General features: G+C 50.1%; 13 protein-coding genes. 11 read left to right on the top strand and 2 right to left on the bottom strand.

The window, feature by feature from the left end; genetic code table 11:
- Nucleotides 1–239 precede the first annotated feature (239 nt).
- The 11 genes from ACWHYD_RS17840 to ACWHYD_RS17790 all read left to right on the top strand — a co-directional run bounded on the left by ACWHYD_RS17840 (nt 240) and on the right by ACWHYD_RS17790 (nt 14287).
- The gene (locus ACWHYD_RS17840; RefSeq protein WP_447963364.1) at nt 240–1025 is read left to right on the top strand and encodes a hypothetical protein; all 786 of its coding nucleotides are present in this window, start codon (nt 240–242) and stop codon (nt 1023–1025) included.
- Nucleotides 1026–1432: 407 nt separating this feature from the next.
- Nucleotides 1433–1780, top strand: coding sequence for a PepSY domain-containing protein (locus ACWHYD_RS17835; protein ID WP_447963363.1), 348 nt, complete (start codon nt 1433–1435; stop codon nt 1778–1780).
- A 28-nt stretch (nt 1781–1808) separates the two neighbouring features.
- Entirely contained in the window at nt 1809–2480 is a 672-nt protein-coding gene (locus ACWHYD_RS17830) for a response regulator transcription factor (RefSeq protein WP_447963362.1), read from the top strand.
- Nucleotides 2470–3819, top strand: coding sequence for an ATP-binding protein (locus tag ACWHYD_RS17825; RefSeq protein WP_447963361.1), 1350 nt, complete (start codon nt 2470–2472; stop codon nt 3817–3819). Before ACWHYD_RS17830 ends, ACWHYD_RS17825 begins: the two co-directional genes overlap by 11 nt.
- 186 nt (nt 3820–4005) lie before the next feature.
- A complete protein-coding gene (locus ACWHYD_RS17820) occupies nt 4006–4512 on the top strand; it encodes a hypothetical protein (RefSeq protein ID WP_447963360.1) in 507 nt (168 codons plus the stop codon).
- A gap of 594 nt (nt 4513–5106) precedes the next feature.
- Nucleotides 5107–5742, top strand: a complete 636-nt coding sequence (locus ACWHYD_RS17815; RefSeq protein ID WP_447963359.1) for a TetR/AcrR family transcriptional regulator — start codon at nt 5107–5109, stop codon at nt 5740–5742.
- Between the two features lie 19 nt (nt 5743–5761).
- A complete protein-coding gene (locus tag ACWHYD_RS17810; RefSeq protein ID WP_447963358.1) occupies nt 5762–6868 on the top strand; it encodes an efflux RND transporter periplasmic adaptor subunit in 1107 nt (368 codons plus the stop codon).
- A complete protein-coding gene (locus ACWHYD_RS17805; RefSeq protein WP_447963357.1) occupies nt 6865–10119 on the top strand; it encodes an efflux RND transporter permease subunit in 3255 nt (1084 codons plus the stop codon). Before ACWHYD_RS17810 ends, ACWHYD_RS17805 begins: the two co-directional genes overlap by 4 nt.
- A gap of 16 nt (nt 10120–10135) precedes the next feature.
- Nucleotides 10136–11485: a TolC family protein gene (locus ACWHYD_RS17800; protein WP_447963356.1), complete on the top strand. Its 1350-nt coding sequence runs from the start codon at nt 10136–10138 to the stop codon at nt 11483–11485.
- Nucleotides 11486–11515: 30 nt separating this feature from the next.
- Nucleotides 11516–13117, top strand: coding sequence for a peptide chain release factor 3 (locus ACWHYD_RS17795; protein WP_447963355.1), 1602 nt, complete (start codon nt 11516–11518; stop codon nt 13115–13117).
- A gap of 735 nt (nt 13118–13852) precedes the next feature.
- A complete protein-coding gene (locus ACWHYD_RS17790) occupies nt 13853–14287 on the top strand; it encodes a redoxin domain-containing protein (protein WP_447963354.1) in 435 nt (144 codons plus the stop codon).
- A 109-nt stretch (nt 14288–14396) separates the two neighbouring features.
- On the opposite strand, the gene ACWHYD_RS17785 is transcribed toward ACWHYD_RS17790, so the two are convergent.
- Nucleotides 14397–15206: an inositol monophosphatase family protein gene (locus ACWHYD_RS17785; RefSeq protein WP_447963353.1), complete on the bottom strand. Its 810-nt coding sequence runs from the start codon at nt 15204–15206 to the stop codon at nt 14397–14399.
- Between the two features lie 306 nt (nt 15207–15512).
- Entirely contained in the window at nt 15513–16037 is a 525-nt protein-coding gene (locus ACWHYD_RS17780; RefSeq protein ID WP_447963352.1) for a winged helix-turn-helix domain-containing protein, read from the bottom strand.
- Nucleotides 16038–16227 lie beyond the last annotated feature (190 nt).

The raw sequence follows: 16227 nt of genomic DNA, 5'->3' as shown, positions 1-16227 counted from the left end.
ATCATCCCACCATCTACATGCCACGAATGATGGATCCGTTGACCTCCCCGATTTTTCCTTGAACCTCCTTTCTGTGTGTCTCAAGCCTGGCCATATTTGTTTGGGATTGTACTCCCACCATCCTGAAGCCACGCTGAAATTGCATTTCAGCCTGGCTTAAATGTTGGATCGTTAGGATGCGGTTCTAGATAGGAGCAGGGTTATGAATTTATGGAGAAGGGACGGAGAGAAAATTAGGAATGAACAATTCATTAATTGCAGTCTGGTTTCTTTTTCTTATGACTATTTCGAATGTAATCCACGCCTCTGAACGTGGAACATATAGCGACTCCCCTCGTCTCCCCGAGCCCATGGTGTTTGATTTGGTGTTACCCTTGGGAGCCTATAAAAATGAGTACGAGTTCAATGCCCTGTCTCAATATAATTTCAAAGACGATGCCATGAGATTCAATCCTGAATTCGAGTACGCCTTTGCAGATGGCTATGGGATTGAATTTGAGTTGCCGATGCAAAATGGTGTCGTGAAAGCCTATAAACTGGGATTGCAAGGTACCTTTGATTTTTTCCGAAATAGTCGGTTTATTCACGGCTGGCAATACATCGGGGAATACCATAGGCATCTTGCACAGTTTGAAGATGCGAGTGGAGAGTTTGAAGGTGATCCTGGAGAGTTTAAAGGTGGTGGAGGGTTTGAGAATGATCTGCTCTACGTATTTGGATATCAGTTCAATCGGCATTGGAGTATGTTGAATATGACGGGATTGCGCCTGACGGACATCGGGTCTCACGGGCATCTTGAGGGATTGGTGAATGGCAACCTTATTTATTCATTCTCGAAAAAATTTCATATGGGATTAGAGATGAATTGGGAATCTCGACCAAAGCGCCCTGATTTATTGTTAGTGATGCCCCAACTGCATGTTCGTTTAGCCAAACATGCAAAAATACAATTCGGATTCGGGATGGAAAGAACAGAACATCAGAATTTTTCAGTTGCTGCTGCACGGGTTATTTTCGGATTTTGATCCATTGTTTATGCACTCATAGAATCCAACGTATATTCCGGAGGGATGATGAGGAGGGGGGCTGGATGGGAAAAAATGAAAGTTATGTCAGAGGGAAACCTTCGTATCGGTGGGTTCGATTTGACCTATGGGTCGTCGCGGTCCTGGGCTTCTTCACGCCCTATTTGTCGTCCTCGATGGCCGTTCTTGCTGTCTCTTGCCTTCGAGAATATTCACCCTTTCGACTACCGTTCATGACGTGTTGATCCTCTGGGTGTGTTTTTTGTGAATGATGATAGATCAGGTAGGTCTTATGTCCTGATTTGGCGCTTAACGGAATTTTAAGCTTGGCGTAAGGTTGGTCATGATAAGATTTTGCTCCAGAGAGGTTTTCCCATATGGCCGCAAAGGGAAAGGAGGAAGAGAAAATGAACCTTGATCGACAGAAAATATCCAAAAACGATAGGATTGCATTACCGTGGATCGTCGGGGTTATGATCGGCCTGTTCGGATTTCTCCCACCAGCTTATCCGGATGACGACATTCCCGGGTATCAACAATTAAAGGCGGAAGTGGTTCCTGTCGAACAATTGTTCCAAAAGGTGCAAAAAGAGTTTGAGGGAATCATTCTTGAGTTGGAATTAGAAGAGGAGAATTTGCGCTGGATTTATGAGGTCAAGCTTCTGACCCCGCAGGGCAATGTTTTGAAAATCGACTACGACGCCAAAACAATGGCGGTTCTCATGGTCAAAGGGCAGCGAGATCCCTCACCATGATAAGCACCCTCTGTCCCCCGTTGATCTCATGAGAGTACTCGTTGTTGAAGATAACTCCCAAGTAGCCAGGCAAATAGTCGATGCGCTGCAGCGAGCAGCGTATGTCGTGGATGTAGCTCCTGATGGTGAGCAAGGAGAGTTTTACGGTCAGACGGAATCCTATGACGCGGTGATTCTTGATCTGGGTCTTCCGAAATGTGAAGGGTTAACCGTGTTACAACGTTGGCGCCAAGCGGGACGCACGATGCCAATTCTTATTTTAACGGCGAGAGATACTTGGCGGGAAAAGGTGTTGGGTTTACGAGCGGGAGCGGATGATTATCTTACCAAGCCTTTTGAACTTGAAGAAGTCGTGGCCCGGATAGAGGCTCTCATTCGGCGGGCGGCGGGCCACGCCAGCGCAATCCTGACTTGGGGGCCGGTCACTCTCGACACGAGTAGCCAACGGGTGACCATCCAGGATCAACCTTTGGAGTTGACTGCGCTGGAATTTCGTACCTTATCCTATTTTCTTCATCATCCTCATGCCATCATTTCTAAAACCGAACTCACGGAACATATCTACAACCAGGACTTTGATTTGGATTCTAATGTGATCGAAGTCTTAATTAATCGATTGAGAAAGAAGCTAGGGGCCTCTTTTATCAGTACTCACCGGGGTAAGGGGTACCAACTCACAGAGTTCGATCATGAAACGTAATACGCTAGCCCTGCGTCTGCTGATTCTATCGAGCGTGTGGGTGGTGGCGACTCTTGTGGTGGTCGGTGTGCTGCTAATGCTTCTGTTTCGCTCTCATGTGGAACGCCGATTTGATGATTTCTTGTTTGATCAGCTCAAGGGTAATATTGCGGCCAGCGACATTTCGACCAAGTCCGGAGTGTTAGAGATGACATGGACTCCTTCCAATCTTCGCTTTCATCGGCCCTTATCCGGTTGGTACTGGCAAATCCTCGAAAATGGAAAATTAGCAGCCCGCTCCCGTTCCCTGTGGCAGCATAGCCTTGCTGTCACCGATCCTGGCGTTGGGACCGGTTTGCAACATCAGGCTCTCACGGGGCCGGCCGGAATGCCGTTACGTGGTCTCGTTGAAAATGTCACGCTGCCTGATTCAACCGCCTCCTTTACGTTTGTGGTGGCGGGTCCCGTTTCCAATATTGATCAGGATGTCCATGAATTTTCTAAAATGTTGTTGATCACCTTGACCGCATTGGGGGTAGGATTAGTGGGTGCCGTGTTCTTTCAGATTCGGATCGGGTTACGCCCGCTTTCCCGGTTACAACAGGCCTTGGCGGAAACACGATTGGGAAAAACAGGCAGGCTTCCGGAAAGTTTTCCAGGGGAAGTGCAACCGGTTGTTTCGGAATTGAATGCGCTCTTAGATCATAATGCGGCTCTCCTCGAGCGAGCTCGAACTCAAACCGCAAATTTAGCTCATGCGCTGAAAAATCCATTGACGGTCCTGACGAATGAGGCCCGTGCCATGGAGGGGGAGCAGGGGAGTCTGATGGGAGAGCAATTGAAGAACATGACCCACTCGGTCCACCGGTACCTCTCAAGGGCCAGAGCGGCGGGGGCGAATCGATTTGTGGGTATCCGAACGCCAGTCGGGGCCATAGCGGAGGATTTGCGTTTTTCGATGGATCATCTTTACAAGGGTAAAGCCCTCACCATTCATCTCATCGGGCTGGAGGAGATTTACTTTCATGGCGATGTCCAGGATTTAGAAGAAATGTTGGGCAATGTTATAGACAACGCCTGTAAATGGGCCAAAAAAGAAGTTCAGATTCGTGGAGAGCGGGCGGGGGACAAATGGCGGGTGATTGTGGAAGATGATGGTCCTGGTATCCCCGAAGGCCAGGAAGCTGTGGTCATTCAACGAGGACGCAGGCTCGATGAAGCCATACCGGGTAGCGGTCTGGGGTTGGACATCGTTTTTGATATTGCCATGCTGTATGGCGGCTCATTGTACTTGGACCGATCAACGTTGGGAGGCGTGCGCGCGAATCTAGAATGGCCGGCAGTAGATGAGCTGTTGTGATCCACAAGCTCCATGCTCACCTGTCTGAGAAAAGCAACAAGCTCAACACATTCGGGGAACTGACAAGTGGGGATTGGGCATACCTCATCATCTTTATGACCGCATGTCTGTGAAGGATAGGAGATGGATTTTGAGAGAAACGCGATTGACCAACATTATTTATGACAAGACGATTGGAGGTGAGGAGTGAACATGATGACCCGGGAGATTCAAGTTGTGAGAGTTGGGCTGGGCCTCGTGCTGTTGGGGCTGATGTTTGGTGTGGGAATGGGGATTCTCTTCGGTCTAAATGAAGATCTGTATAAAGATTATATTAAACAGGGCATTGAAGCGAATCCGGCAGTACATGATGCCAAAAGTGCGGATAAGATCTGGCGATATGCCCAACGTGCTCACTTCCATGGAACAGGGATTGCCGCATTTTCTCTGGGACTGATCATTCTGACCATGATGTCTGGAATGAAATCCCAATACAAAAAAGCCTCCGCAATTTTTCTCGGCCTCAGCAGTTTGTATTCACTTTCCTGGCTGACCATGTTTCTCCTGGCTCCGTCAATCGGGCGTGGTCCGGCTCATGGGCATTTTCTCACGGAAATATTCGTGTATACGGGTGTGGGAGGCTTATTAATAGGCGGTGCTTTTCTCTGCGGAAATCTGTTTTTAGGATTCTTTCGCGAAGAGACTCGGTTGTAGGGCATGGTGGGGGCAATATTTAATTCAGAGCCAACCGAATGGGTGGATTGCAAGTACAAAAAACTAAACCAATTTAGGAAGGGCCACCTATATCCCTCCCAGATCTTTATAGGGTGTCTGTAATATCCTTTCGGCTATCTTCCCATGAGCCCCATTTTGTAGGACTCCCGAGAATTTGAGGGAGCCGGTCTTCCCACATCATCTTTCCTATCTTGTCACTCCTGGCAGATATCTTCCACACCTGGAAAGAGATCGGCCGGGGTTTCAGCGCTCTGCCCGGGTGTTACCCTTCTCTTTTTCTCCTATTAAAATAGATGCATGAAAGATTAAGGAATGAGAGGGTGGGTGGATCGAGGTCTTGGGCTACCCTTCCTCTGCCCATTGATAGGGCAAAATGGCTGTAAAGTGACCCTAAGGTAGCTCAAAATCAGAGTCCTACTCAGGAAATAGGGTTCCCGGTAAATTTTTCCTATCAGAAAAGGACCAATAGGACCGAAAAGGAATGGAATCAGAATGTCATGTTGTGGAATGAGTATTCATATTTTAGAATAGGTATTCAAAGCCGGCTAGAATTTTTTCAGTAAAAGGTCATTTATGAAAGTGATTTCCAATCCTCGAGCACAACGAAAGCAGCGGGAATATGAAGCCCGGCGGGAGGAAATACTCTTAGCTGCTGAGCGAAAGTTTTCTCAGAACGGGTTTTTCAAAACCAGCATGGCCGAGATTGCGGAGGATGCTCAATTTGCCATGGGGACGGTGTACCGGTTTTTTAAGAGCAAAGAAGACATTTATATCTCTCTGGTGGAAGCCAAGGTGGAGGATTTACTCCGCCTTTTGGAAGAAGCGACGCAAAGCCGTCTCCCTGCCCAGGAAAAGTTACGTGCAGTGATTCAGGTAAAGTTAGCCTTCGCTGATCAAAACCGTGCGTTCTTCCGTATTTATGTTTCCGAGTGGAGCGGGTTTGAATGGACGGTGAAAAGCGCGTTTGGCGAGCGGGTGTGGAAACGGTACTTGGCGCAAATTGATCTCGTCGCGAATCTCATCAAGGAGGGTATCAAGACCGGAGAATTCCGCAAAGTGAATCCCAAAGATACCTCTTTGGCCTTTCATGGCATGTTAAACTCCACCATCTATCTTTGGATTCTCCAGTCAGGCCCGAAAGAATCACTTGTGGACAAAGGCGAGTGGTTAGGGTCCTTGTTGCTTAACGGCCTCGGGAATTCAACATGAAAAAGGTCAATATAAACGTATGACATATCTGCCTAAAAGCCGCATCTGGTTGGTGTTTGGCCTGATCCTAGCTGTGCAGGGATTGCAGGGGTGCAGCGAACAGGAGGCCGCCCAGCCGCCAACGGGACGTCCGCCCTCGCCGGTCAAGGTCGTGACCGTTTTGAGTAAGCAGGTTCAGCGATCGGTTTCATTGGTGGGAACAGCGGAGCCACGCAAGCGAAGCCTTGTGGCCAGTGAAGTGGCAGGCCTGGTCAAGGCCTTTCCCGGTAAGGAAGGTCAGTTTGTTAAGACAGGACAACTGCTCGCCAGTCTTCGAACAGACACCCTGGACATTCGTCTTGACTCGGCAGTGGCTTCGCATCGTGAATCCAAAACCCGCCATGAACAGGCCCAGAGGGATTTGGACCGAAGCAAGATGTTGTTTGCCAAGGAATTGGTAACTCAAAAAGAAATGGACGATGCGGTTGTTGAAGAAAGCGCTCTAGAAAAGCGGCTGATCCAATTAGAAGCGGAAATTCGACTGGTTCGTGATCAAGTGACCAAATCCAGGATTCTGGCGCCTTTTTCCGGTTGGATCACGAAAGAATATACGGAAATCGGCCAATGGGTCGAAGAGGGTGGACCGGTGGTGGAATTGGTGGACCTGTCTCAGGTCGAGGTGCAAGTGCCGCTTCCGGAAGAATATGTGCGGGATGTCAGGGTCGGGGATCCAGTGATGGCGGTGTTCGATGCCTTGCCTGGGGATGAGGTCGAAGGAACAGTCTTTTCCGTCGTCGCGCAAGCCGATCGGTCGGCACGGACATTTCCGGTCAAGGTTGTGCTGGCCAATCCGGATTTACGCATTAAAAGCGGGATGGTCGCACGGGTGAAGTTAGCCGTGGGCGCTCCTTACCAGGCGGTCGTGATACCCAAGGATGCGTTGGTGCTCAAAGGGGGCAAGGAATTCGCCTTTATTGTTGATAATAATACCGTCACGCAGGTCACGGTGATTCCCATAGCCCATTTTGAGGACGTGGTTGAAGTACAGGGAGCTATTGAAGAAGGCATGCAGATAGTCGTGGAAGGGAATGAGCGCCTCCTGCCCGGTCAATCGGTCAGGATATTAGAGGAGCCGACAGAAACATGAATCTGGTTCATTCCGCTATCCGTTATCCGGTCAGCACCGCAGTGGGTGTGCTCTTAGTGGTGTTGTTCGGCATTGTGGCGTTGGTGAAGCTCCCGGTTCAATTGGCACCCGATGTGGAAAAACATGAAGTCACCGTGGATACCATGTGGCCTGGGGGAAGCCCGCATGAAGTCGAGCGGGAAATCATTGATGAGCAGGAAGAGCAACTCAAAGGTGTCGAAGGCCTGGAGAAAATGTTCAGCGAAAGTTCCTATGGTCAGGGAAAAGTCATTCTTCGATTTCCCACAGGAACGAATACCGACACGGCCTTACTCCAAGTCTCCAACCGGTTGAATCAGGTCAAGGAGTATCCGCTTGAGGCGGATGAACCCGTCATTAGCAGTGCGGATACCCGTGGGGCCGCCATGGCCTGGTTTATTTTAGACACCTTGGAAGGTAATCCCGTCAATATTGAAACCATGCGGGATTTTGCAGAGGATATCATCAAGGCCCGTTTCGAACGGGTCAAGGGTGTCGCCGCTTCGAATGTCTACGGCGGGCGGGAGCGGGAGCTTCGAGTGACGGTTGATCCGGCTAAACTAGCGTCCAGAGCGTTAACCATTATGGATCTGGCTCAAGCGTTAGATCAGGAGAATCGGGATTACAGTGCCGGGGATTTCGATGAGGGGAAGCGGTCGTATGTCGTACGTACGGTGGGGGAATATCTTAATCCCCAGGATGTGGAAAATGTCATAATTGCCAGGCGTGATGGCGCGTCGGTGTATGTGCGGGATGTGGCGACCGCCCATATTGATTACAAGGATCCAACCGTTGTGGTGCGACAAAAAGGCCATCCCGCCATCGCGATCAACGCGATTCGGCAGACCGGCGCGAATGTGTTGGAAGCCATGGACGGTCTGCGCGAGGCTGCTCTTGAGCTCAATGAAGAAACGTTGAATGCACGAGGGTTTCAGTTATTTCAGGTCTATGATGAAACCATTTACATTAACCGTTCACTATCTCTTGTCCAGCAAAATTTAATCGTCGGGAGTGTCTTGGCGATCTCCATCCTGTATCTATTCCTCCGCACGGGCAGTAGCACCCTGGTGGTCGGTCTGGCCATTCCGATCAGCATGATGGGAACGTTTATTATGCTGTGGGCGTTGGGCCGGAATTTCAATGTCATCAGTTTAGCGGGAATGACGTTCGCTGCCGGTATGTTGGTGGATAATTCGATTGTGGTGCTGGAAAATATTTACCGTCACCGGGAATTGGGAAAATCGTTATTTCAATCTGCCTATGATGGCACTGTCGAGGTTTGGGGGGCAGTGCTGGCCAGTACCCTCACCACGATTGCGGTATTTGTGCCCATTGTGTTTATGGAAGAACAATCGGGCCAGTTATTCCGAGACATTGCCATTGCGATTAGTGCGGGTGTGGGCTTGAGCCTGGTGGTGTCAATGACCGTGATTCCTTCGTTATCTGCCAGAGTCTTAAAGACGGTCAAAAAATCCAAAACAAGAGAAGCTTCCACTGTTTGGGATCCATCAACATTGGCGGAAAAGGGCTTGTCGGAAAGACGGCCTTCCGGGTTGGACCGTATCAAAGAGGCATTGGGATCTCTCGTCTATGACCTCAGTGGAAGTGTGTTCTGGCGAAGTGTGACCATTTTGGGGTTCACCTCGCTTGCCATGGTGGGAAGCTGGGCTTTGTTGCCGAAGGCGGAATATCTTCCTCAGGGAAACCGGAACCTGGTCATCGGTATTCTGCTGCCTCCGCCGGGTTATAACGCCAACGAATTTGTCAAAATGGGAAAGCCGATTGAATCGACCTTAGGCCCGTATTGGGACGCGAAGCCTGGTTCCCCGGAAGAAGCTGCCTTGGATGGACCCAGCATTGCCAATTTTTTCTATGTGGCGCGTGGGCGATCGGTCTTTATGGGTGGTCGGACGAATGATCCCGACCGAGTCAAAGAATTGATCCCTCTATTTCGCCGAGCCACGGCCGATCTTCCAGGCGTGATTGGTATTATCACCCAACGCGGCCTGTTTGAACGTGGCCTGGGCGAGGGACGAAATATTGATATTGAAATAACCGGGCCGGAGCTGGATACGCTGGTGGGGTTGGGTATTCAAGTCTTCGGTCAGGTAAAAGGGGTGCTGCCCGAGGCGCAGGTCAGGCCTATTCCCAGTTTGGATTTGGGAAGCCCGGAAGTCCGTGTCACCCTGAAACGGGATCGGGCAGCCGATGTGCAGATGACCAATCAGGAACTCGGATTTACAATAGACGCCCTGGTCGATGGGGCAAAGGCCAGCGACTACCAATTTGAGGGCGATGAAGTTGATCTGACGATTCGTGGGGTCGATCGGTATGCCAATCAGACGCAGTCGCTCAATTCCATTCCGATTTATACCAAAGGCGGGCAGTTGACGACGGTCGGCAATATTGCCGATGTCACATTAGTCTCCGGGCCGGAACAAATTAATCATATTGAACGGGAACGATCCATTGTCATTCAGGTGATCCCGCCCGTTGAGATGGCGCTGGAGGAGGCGATGGATGTCATTCGAACGAAAATCCTTGGGCCATTGAAAGAAAGTGGGACGTTAGGACGTTTGTATAATGTCCGGTTGTCGGGGACGGCTGATGATCTCACAGAAACCTATGAGGCGTTAAAATGGAATTTTCTCTTGGCCTTTACGATAACTTATTTGTTGATGGCTGCCTTGTTCGAAAGTTTTCTCTATCCCCTGGTGATTATATTTACGGTGCCGTTTGCCGCAGCCGGTGGTTTTCTGGGGCTTTCTCTGGTCAATAATTTTATTGCCTACCAGCCATTAGATGTGTTGACGATGTTAGGTTTTGTCATTCTCATCGGGGTGGTAGTTAATAATGCCATTCTGGTGGTGCACCAGGCCTTAAATTTCATGAAGGGACGGGACCAGACGGATTCGATTGAAGAAGAATTGTGGCAAGGATTACCGCTTCGGGAGGCGATTCGGGAATCCGTCAAAATCCGCGTCCGGCCGATTATGATGACGACACTCACGACGCTCTTTGGCCTTTTTCCGCTTGTGGTCTCGTCTGGCGCGGGATCCGAGCTGTACCGGGGGATCGGGAGTGTGGTCCTGGGTGGCCTCTTGGTCTCCACGGTGTTCACTCTTATTGTCATTCCGGCTTTGTTTACTTTGGTCATTGATACGCAACGCAAATGGGCCGTGAAAAGAAAGCCTCAATTGGTGGCTCAACAACCCTCGGGAGGCTCTCTGTAGTCAAGAGGCGAAGGGAATGGATATGATGGTAGGACAGGTTTGGAAGGTGGTGTTGCTATTTGTGGTGAGCATCGGAGTGTCGGGCGGATCCAGCCCGGTGACGTGGGCTACTCCGCTGGAATCTTCCACGGCTCGGGATCTTCCCGAGTTGCGGTTGAGTTTGCGGGAAGCCATGGAGGCCGCCGTCGATCAAAATCCCACGGTCCGGTTGTTTAAAGAACGTATTGCACAGGCGCAGGATAGAGCCAATACTCAACTTGGCGAATTATTGCCCAATCTTTCAGGAACGGCAGGCGCCGCCCGGCGTCGATTCTTTACAGGGTCCTTTGGCTCGAATGCCACCGTCGTTGGTCCCAGGGATTTTTACGAAATGCGGGCCTTTCTCACCCAGAATGTGTTCAGTTTGAGTCTCATCCAAAAATGGCGGGCTGCCAAGGCGGGAGTCGATGTGGCAGGATTGGATGCAGAAGTCACTAAACGGGATACTATGGCGACGACAGGTCTGATTTATTTGGAAACGCTTCGAGCCAAAGCGGCAGTGAATGCTCGCATGGCGGATGTGGCGCTGAATAAGGAATTACTGCGTTTGGCGGCCGAACGAAAATCCGCGGGCATGGCGACCAGCCTTGATGTGACGAGGGCGAAGGTTCAATTGGAAAACGCCAGACAGCGATTATTGGTCTCTGAAAATGACCGGGATCGTGCCAAACTTAATCTCATTCGGGCGATGGGGTTGTCGTTTGATGTGCAGTTGGTGCTTACCGATGTCATGAAATTAGAAAACGTCTCTGAACAATCCGTTGGAGAAGCCTTGCAGGTGGCAAAAGAAAACCGGACTGAACTGAAGGCACAGCAGAATCGTGAGCGACTGGCTTCCCTGACGTTAAGTTCCGTGACCAACGAACGGGTGCCCTCCATTCAGGCCTTGGGCGATGTGGGCATGATTGGTAATCAAATCCCCAATGCGTTGACCACCGACAATGTCCAGGTATTAATGAGGGTGCCGATTTTCGATGGGGGAATGCGGGAAGCCAGAATTTCAGAGAGTCGCAGTCTCGTCAGGCAGGAAGCCATCAGGACACAGGATGTACAATATCAGGTGGGTTTGGAAGTGCGCGATGCGCTGATCACATTGAGTTCGGCCAAACAGCAAGTGGCGGTTGCGGAAGAAGGGTTGAAGTTTTCCCTCACGGAATTGGAATTATCCCGTGAACGGTTTGCGGTCGGTGTTGCCACCAATCTCGAAGTCACCGACGCGCAAACCCGTGTGGCACAAGCCAGAGATAATTTGATTGAAGGCCTCTTCACCTTTAATGCCTCTCGCCTGAGCCTGGCCCGGGCGCAGGGTCAGTTGGAGAAATTATAATCGATCGGGCCTATTCGCCAAAAAGGTAATATGACGACCATCCAACTCAAACAAGAAATCCGGTCAGAAGCGAATAAGCGTCGGACCTTTGCCATCATCAGCCATCCGGACGCCGGCAAAACCACCTTGACCGAAAAACTCCTGCTCTACTCAGGGCTGGTGCGCACCGCCGGTATGGTAGGGGGGCGGAAAAACCGGAAAATGGCCACCTCGGATTGGATGGAAATGGAGCAGGAGCGCGGAATTTCCATCACCGCCTCGGCGATGCAATTTCCTTATAAACGGGCGGTTATCAACGTGTTGGATACGCCAGGCCATCAGGATTTTTGCGAGGATACTTACCGGACACTCACGGCGGCCGATAGCGCGATCATGGTCATTGACGCCGCCAAGGGCGTTGAAACGCAAACCAGAAAATTATTTGAAGTCTGCCGTCTTCGCCAGATTCCCGTATTGACCTTCATTAACAAGATGGACTTGCCGGGACGGGCCCCGCTGGATCTCATGGCAGAAGTGGAAGACGTATTGGGCATTCATGCCAGTCCCATCAACTGGCCCATCGGGTCCGGACAAGACTTTCTCGGGGTCGTGAATCGGCAAACCAGAAAGGTGTTGCTCTATACCAAAACGGCTGCGGGAGGGGCGTCGAAACCGGACCTCATGGAACTCTCGTTGGACGACCCCTCAGTGAAAAACCGGATGGCCGGGTATATCTGGGATGAATTGATGCATGATCTGGAATTGCTGGATATTGCCGGGAACCCGTTTTCGAAAGATGAGTTTCAAAATGGAAAAGTCACGCCGGTCTTCTTTGGATCAGCTATGACCAATTTCGGCGTGGAAGCATTTTTCGATGCGTTTGTGGAATTCGCGCCTTCCGCTCACGGTCGATTAGCGGATACCCCGGATGGCCGTGAAATGATGATTGATCCGGTGGAGACCCCATTCAGCGCCTATGTGTTTAAACTCCAGGCCAATATGAATCCACGCCATCGCGATAGTACGGCCTTTTTACGGGTCTGTTCCGGGCGATTTGAGCGGGATGTGGTGGTGAAACATCATCGGACCAACACGGAGGTGCGGCTCTCAAGGCCCCATAGTATGGTGGCGAAGGAACGCAATACGGTCGATGTGGCATATCCCGGTGATGTCATTGGGATTATCAATCCAGGGATTTTTCAGATTGGCGACACGATTTCGGTGGCGGACGCGTTTAATTACAAACCGCTTCCACAATTTCAACCGGAAGTCTTTGCTCGGGTCCGCCCCACTGATACCACCATGCGGAAGTCGTTCGACAAAGGGATCGAGCAACTCGCCAGGGAAGGGACCATTCAAATCCTTCGGAGTCTGGATGGCCTGGAATCTTTTGTAGCTGCCGTCGGAAAACTCCAGTTTGATGTATTGGAATTTCGTCTACAAAGCGAATACCGCGTCAAGGTGGTGGTGGATGTGTTGCCCTATGAATCCAGTGCCTGGTTGGTGGGCGATGTGGAGGCCTTTAAACCGCCATCAGATGCCCTGGTCGTCAAAGACAGCCGGGACCGCGCCGTCGTCCTGTTTCGCAGCTCGTGGTCGAAAAACTTCGCCGCCGAACGCAACCCCGAGCATAGTTTCAGGGATATGGGGTAGATGCATAAGTTAAGTTAGGTACGTTTAGGGCCGGTAATTTATCTGTTCTTATGAGAGGGTGTTGGGGAGAGCATGGTGATTATGTGGGGAGTTCTCTGAATGTAAATGGACATCCTTGTGAGACCTATGAATTGCAGATTGAACTCAAGGGATGCATTGTGATCTTCAAAATCAGAACCCACCATCTGGTCAATAATTCGAATCTTCCACGTTCTCCTCACTCACCATGAATCCTTTCTCTCTCATCATCTTTCCTTAAAACAACAGATAGCTCTCTCATCGTTATTCCAAATCATTTCCAGGCCGCTCCTATTATTGAGTCATGCCATTGATAATGCTCTGTAAACCCCTGTACTTCTCCTTATCCGACGCCTGCCGTCCCTCACCGTAGTCGAATATCCTATTTAACCGGCGGGCCTTGCATGGGCATAGCGAGTTGTTCCACCTACCTGTGCCTTCTTTCTTCCGATCCAATGAAGCCGGGTGGGGCGTCAATGGTTTTGGGTCTTTTTGCCGAAAGCTGGCAACTATAAGTTTTTTGAAATGGGTTGTGTAAAAAGCTGAGAAAAAGACCATTTGGTGATGTACGAACCCCCCCATGCGGTTGGACTCAGAAAATGGAGTCGAGAGATTTAATAAGGAGATTTGATGATTGGGGGAAAACTTCATGGAGCTTGGTTCTCTTAGGACCGATCTGTATTCTCTTCTATTTTGTCACCCTAGGTTTGGCAACCAATGTTTCTGTCCCAGAAATTATCAGTCCGGCGTGGTAACTTAGCGCCACTCAAGATGAAAAATCCCCGTGGAAAGGTTGTGATGGTGGATTTTTGGGCATTTGGATGCTGGAACTGCCTGAATATTGAACCCTATATCAAAGAATGGCACGACAAATTTGCCAAGCAAGGACTGGTTGTGATTGCGGTGCATTTGCCCGAATTCAAATATGAATACGATGTGGAAAAGGTCAAAGGCTACATTCAGGAACACCGCATTTCCTATGCCGTGCCAATCGACCAGGAATTCGGGAACTGGCGGCAGTACCGCAATCGTTATTGGCCGACGCTGTATCTGATCGATAAGCGGGGAAATATTCAATACACCAAGATCGGTGAAGGCAGCTATGAGGAAACCGAACTAAAAATTCAGCTGCTGCTTGCCGATCCGACATAACAGGAAGCTTGTGAAGAATTATACAAAGACTAGGGGTACTGAGAAGGTTGGACGAAAGAGACTTTGATGAAATCGTGATCCGGTATCGATCAACGATATGATGAAGAATTTATTCTTGACGACATTTCTGAAGGACCTCAGCCATTTCCTGATGGATATGGCCGTTGGTGGCGATAAGGGTGGTTCCATAGATGGAGTAGGGCTCTCCCGCGTAATCGGTGAGGTTTCCTCCGGCTTCTTCCAGGATGACTTTTCCTGCCGCAGTGTCCCACGGATTGAGTTGTAGCTCCCAAAAGCCATCGAACCGGCCGCAGGCGATGTAACAGAGGTCAATCGCGGCGGTGCCGGTGCGCCGCATCCCGCGCGCGCGTAGGGTGAATGCGCAAAATTCCTTGAGGTTGTTATCTTTGGCGGTGTGCACGTCATAGGCAAAGCCGGTGACGAGCAACGCTTCGTTTAATTGAGGTGTCGCCGAGACATGAATCGGTGTGCCGTTGAGTGTGGCTCCCTTCCCTTGTTGTCCCAGAAACAGTTCGTCTCGCGTGGGATCATAGACCACTCCGAGAACGCATGTGTCTTCATATTCCACGCCGATAGAGACATTGTACATTGGAAAGCCGTGGGTGAAGTTGGTGGTGCCGTCTAAAGGATCGACAATCCATTTGACGGGATGGGAAGGGATGTCCTGCAGGCCCTGTTCTTCGCTGAGGATCTGGTGTTCGGGAAATGCCTGTCGGATGGTCTGAATGACGGCTTCCTCTGAACGCAGGTCCGCTTCGGTGACCAGGTTGATGGCTTGATCCTTTTGATGGACTTGAAATCCTTTTTTGGCGTAGTCGAGAAGGATCGCTCCGCCCTGCCGGGCGGCTTGAATGGCGATGCGGGTTAACGAGTGATATTCGGTAGCAGATAGTGGCATAGATAATGTGGGAAAGAACGTTTTCCAGCATACCTGAAGTCTGCGGAAATCCCAAGCGTCAGGTTACGTTCATGCGAATCAGTGATGTGAGTGTTTAAGGGAGTTAGAAGGAAAAACACACTGGGAGTGGGTGGCCCCACTCCCAGTGGCACTGCAGGTGGGCTCTACAGCTACTTCTTCTTGGTCTTTGCTTTTGCTTTGGGTTTCGCGGCGGCCGCGGCCTTTTTCTTTGGAGCGGCTTTCTTTTTTGTTGCTGCCAATTCACTCACCCCCTTTCAGATCATCGATCATGCCCGTCATTGCGGGTCAGACGGCTTTGGTTAATGTTTTCTCGTGATTGACTTCAAATGTATTGGGCCCCACTTTTCGAAACCGAGGATCGCGTTTTAAGGATGTGGCAACTGATGTGACTGGAGTTTTTCCCCGGATCGGCATCCCGCCTTCTTTGAGGCGTTGAAAAAGTTCTTTGGCATGTAGTGGACGACCGATCTCTTGGAGAACCATGTACACCGCATCAGGTACACTCATACCCACGTATTTGCTTCGGCCTAGGAGAATTTCCCTCGACTTAGACGCGACATCCGTATCGGCTGAGGACAGATGCCCTTCCTTATTCGAGAAGATCTGGCTGGAGAGACTCGCCAGCTTCGCTTTGTCAGCTTCGACGCGATAAAGGGTTTTTGCCAACTCCAGGTATTTCTCAACCGTCGCGATTTCCTCACCTACCTGCTCCCGTTTTTTTTGAAGATCCTTGAGTTTTCGCTCATAAACACTAATGCGCTGTTCCAGCCCATCACTGATATCTTTAAGCTGGTCATTTTGATCCTCCATTTCGCGAACTCCACCATATGTTGAGTCTAATTCTATTCGTGTTTTAAAGCAAAGTCAACAAGCAAGCTTTAAATTTTTATTATTAAAGGTTGCCTTCAAACAAATATGCAAATTGCGATTGGTTTATTATAAGTCAATGGTCTGTTTGTGAAGTGATCATTATGAAATTAATCTATTAAAATGAAAAGCC

The sequence above is a fragment of the Nitrospira sp. Ecomares 2.1 genome, from assembly GCF_965152585.1.
The sequence above is the reverse complement of the archived record's forward strand: the minus strand, read 5'-3'. Positions and strand labels throughout refer to the sequence as shown.

Excerpts from the sequence above, each read along its gene's own strand:
- ACWHYD_RS17800 (WP_447963356.1), top strand. The coding sequence starts at position 10,136 with ATGGATATGATGGTAGGACAGGTTTGGAAGGTGGTGTTGCTATTTGTG.
- ACWHYD_RS17790 (WP_447963354.1), top strand. The coding sequence starts at position 13,853 with ATGTTTCTGTCCCAGAAATTATCAGTCCGGCGTGGTAACTTAGCGCCA.
- ACWHYD_RS17785 (WP_447963353.1), bottom strand. The coding sequence starts at position 15,206 with ATGCCACTATCTGCTACCGAATATCACTCGTTAACCCGCATCGCCATT.
- ACWHYD_RS17835 (WP_447963363.1), top strand. The coding sequence starts at position 1,433 with ATGAACCTTGATCGACAGAAAATATCCAAAAACGATAGGATTGCATTA.
- ACWHYD_RS17810 (WP_447963358.1), top strand. The coding sequence starts at position 5,762 with ATGACATATCTGCCTAAAAGCCGCATCTGGTTGGTGTTTGGCCTGATC.
- ACWHYD_RS17830 (WP_447963362.1), top strand. The coding sequence starts at position 1,809 with ATGAGAGTACTCGTTGTTGAAGATAACTCCCAAGTAGCCAGGCAAATA.
- ACWHYD_RS17795 (WP_447963355.1), top strand. The coding sequence starts at position 11,516 with ATGACGACCATCCAACTCAAACAAGAAATCCGGTCAGAAGCGAATAAG.
- ACWHYD_RS17815 (WP_447963359.1), top strand. The coding sequence starts at position 5,107 with ATGAAAGTGATTTCCAATCCTCGAGCACAACGAAAGCAGCGGGAATAT.
- ACWHYD_RS17805 (WP_447963357.1), top strand. The coding sequence starts at position 6,865 with ATGAATCTGGTTCATTCCGCTATCCGTTATCCGGTCAGCACCGCAGTG.
- ACWHYD_RS17840 (WP_447963364.1), top strand. The coding sequence starts at position 240 with ATGAACAATTCATTAATTGCAGTCTGGTTTCTTTTTCTTATGACTATT.
- ACWHYD_RS17780 (WP_447963352.1), bottom strand. The coding sequence starts at position 16,037 with ATGGAGGATCAAAATGACCAGCTTAAAGATATCAGTGATGGGCTGGAA.
- ACWHYD_RS17825 (WP_447963361.1), top strand. The coding sequence starts at position 2,470 with ATGAAACGTAATACGCTAGCCCTGCGTCTGCTGATTCTATCGAGCGTG.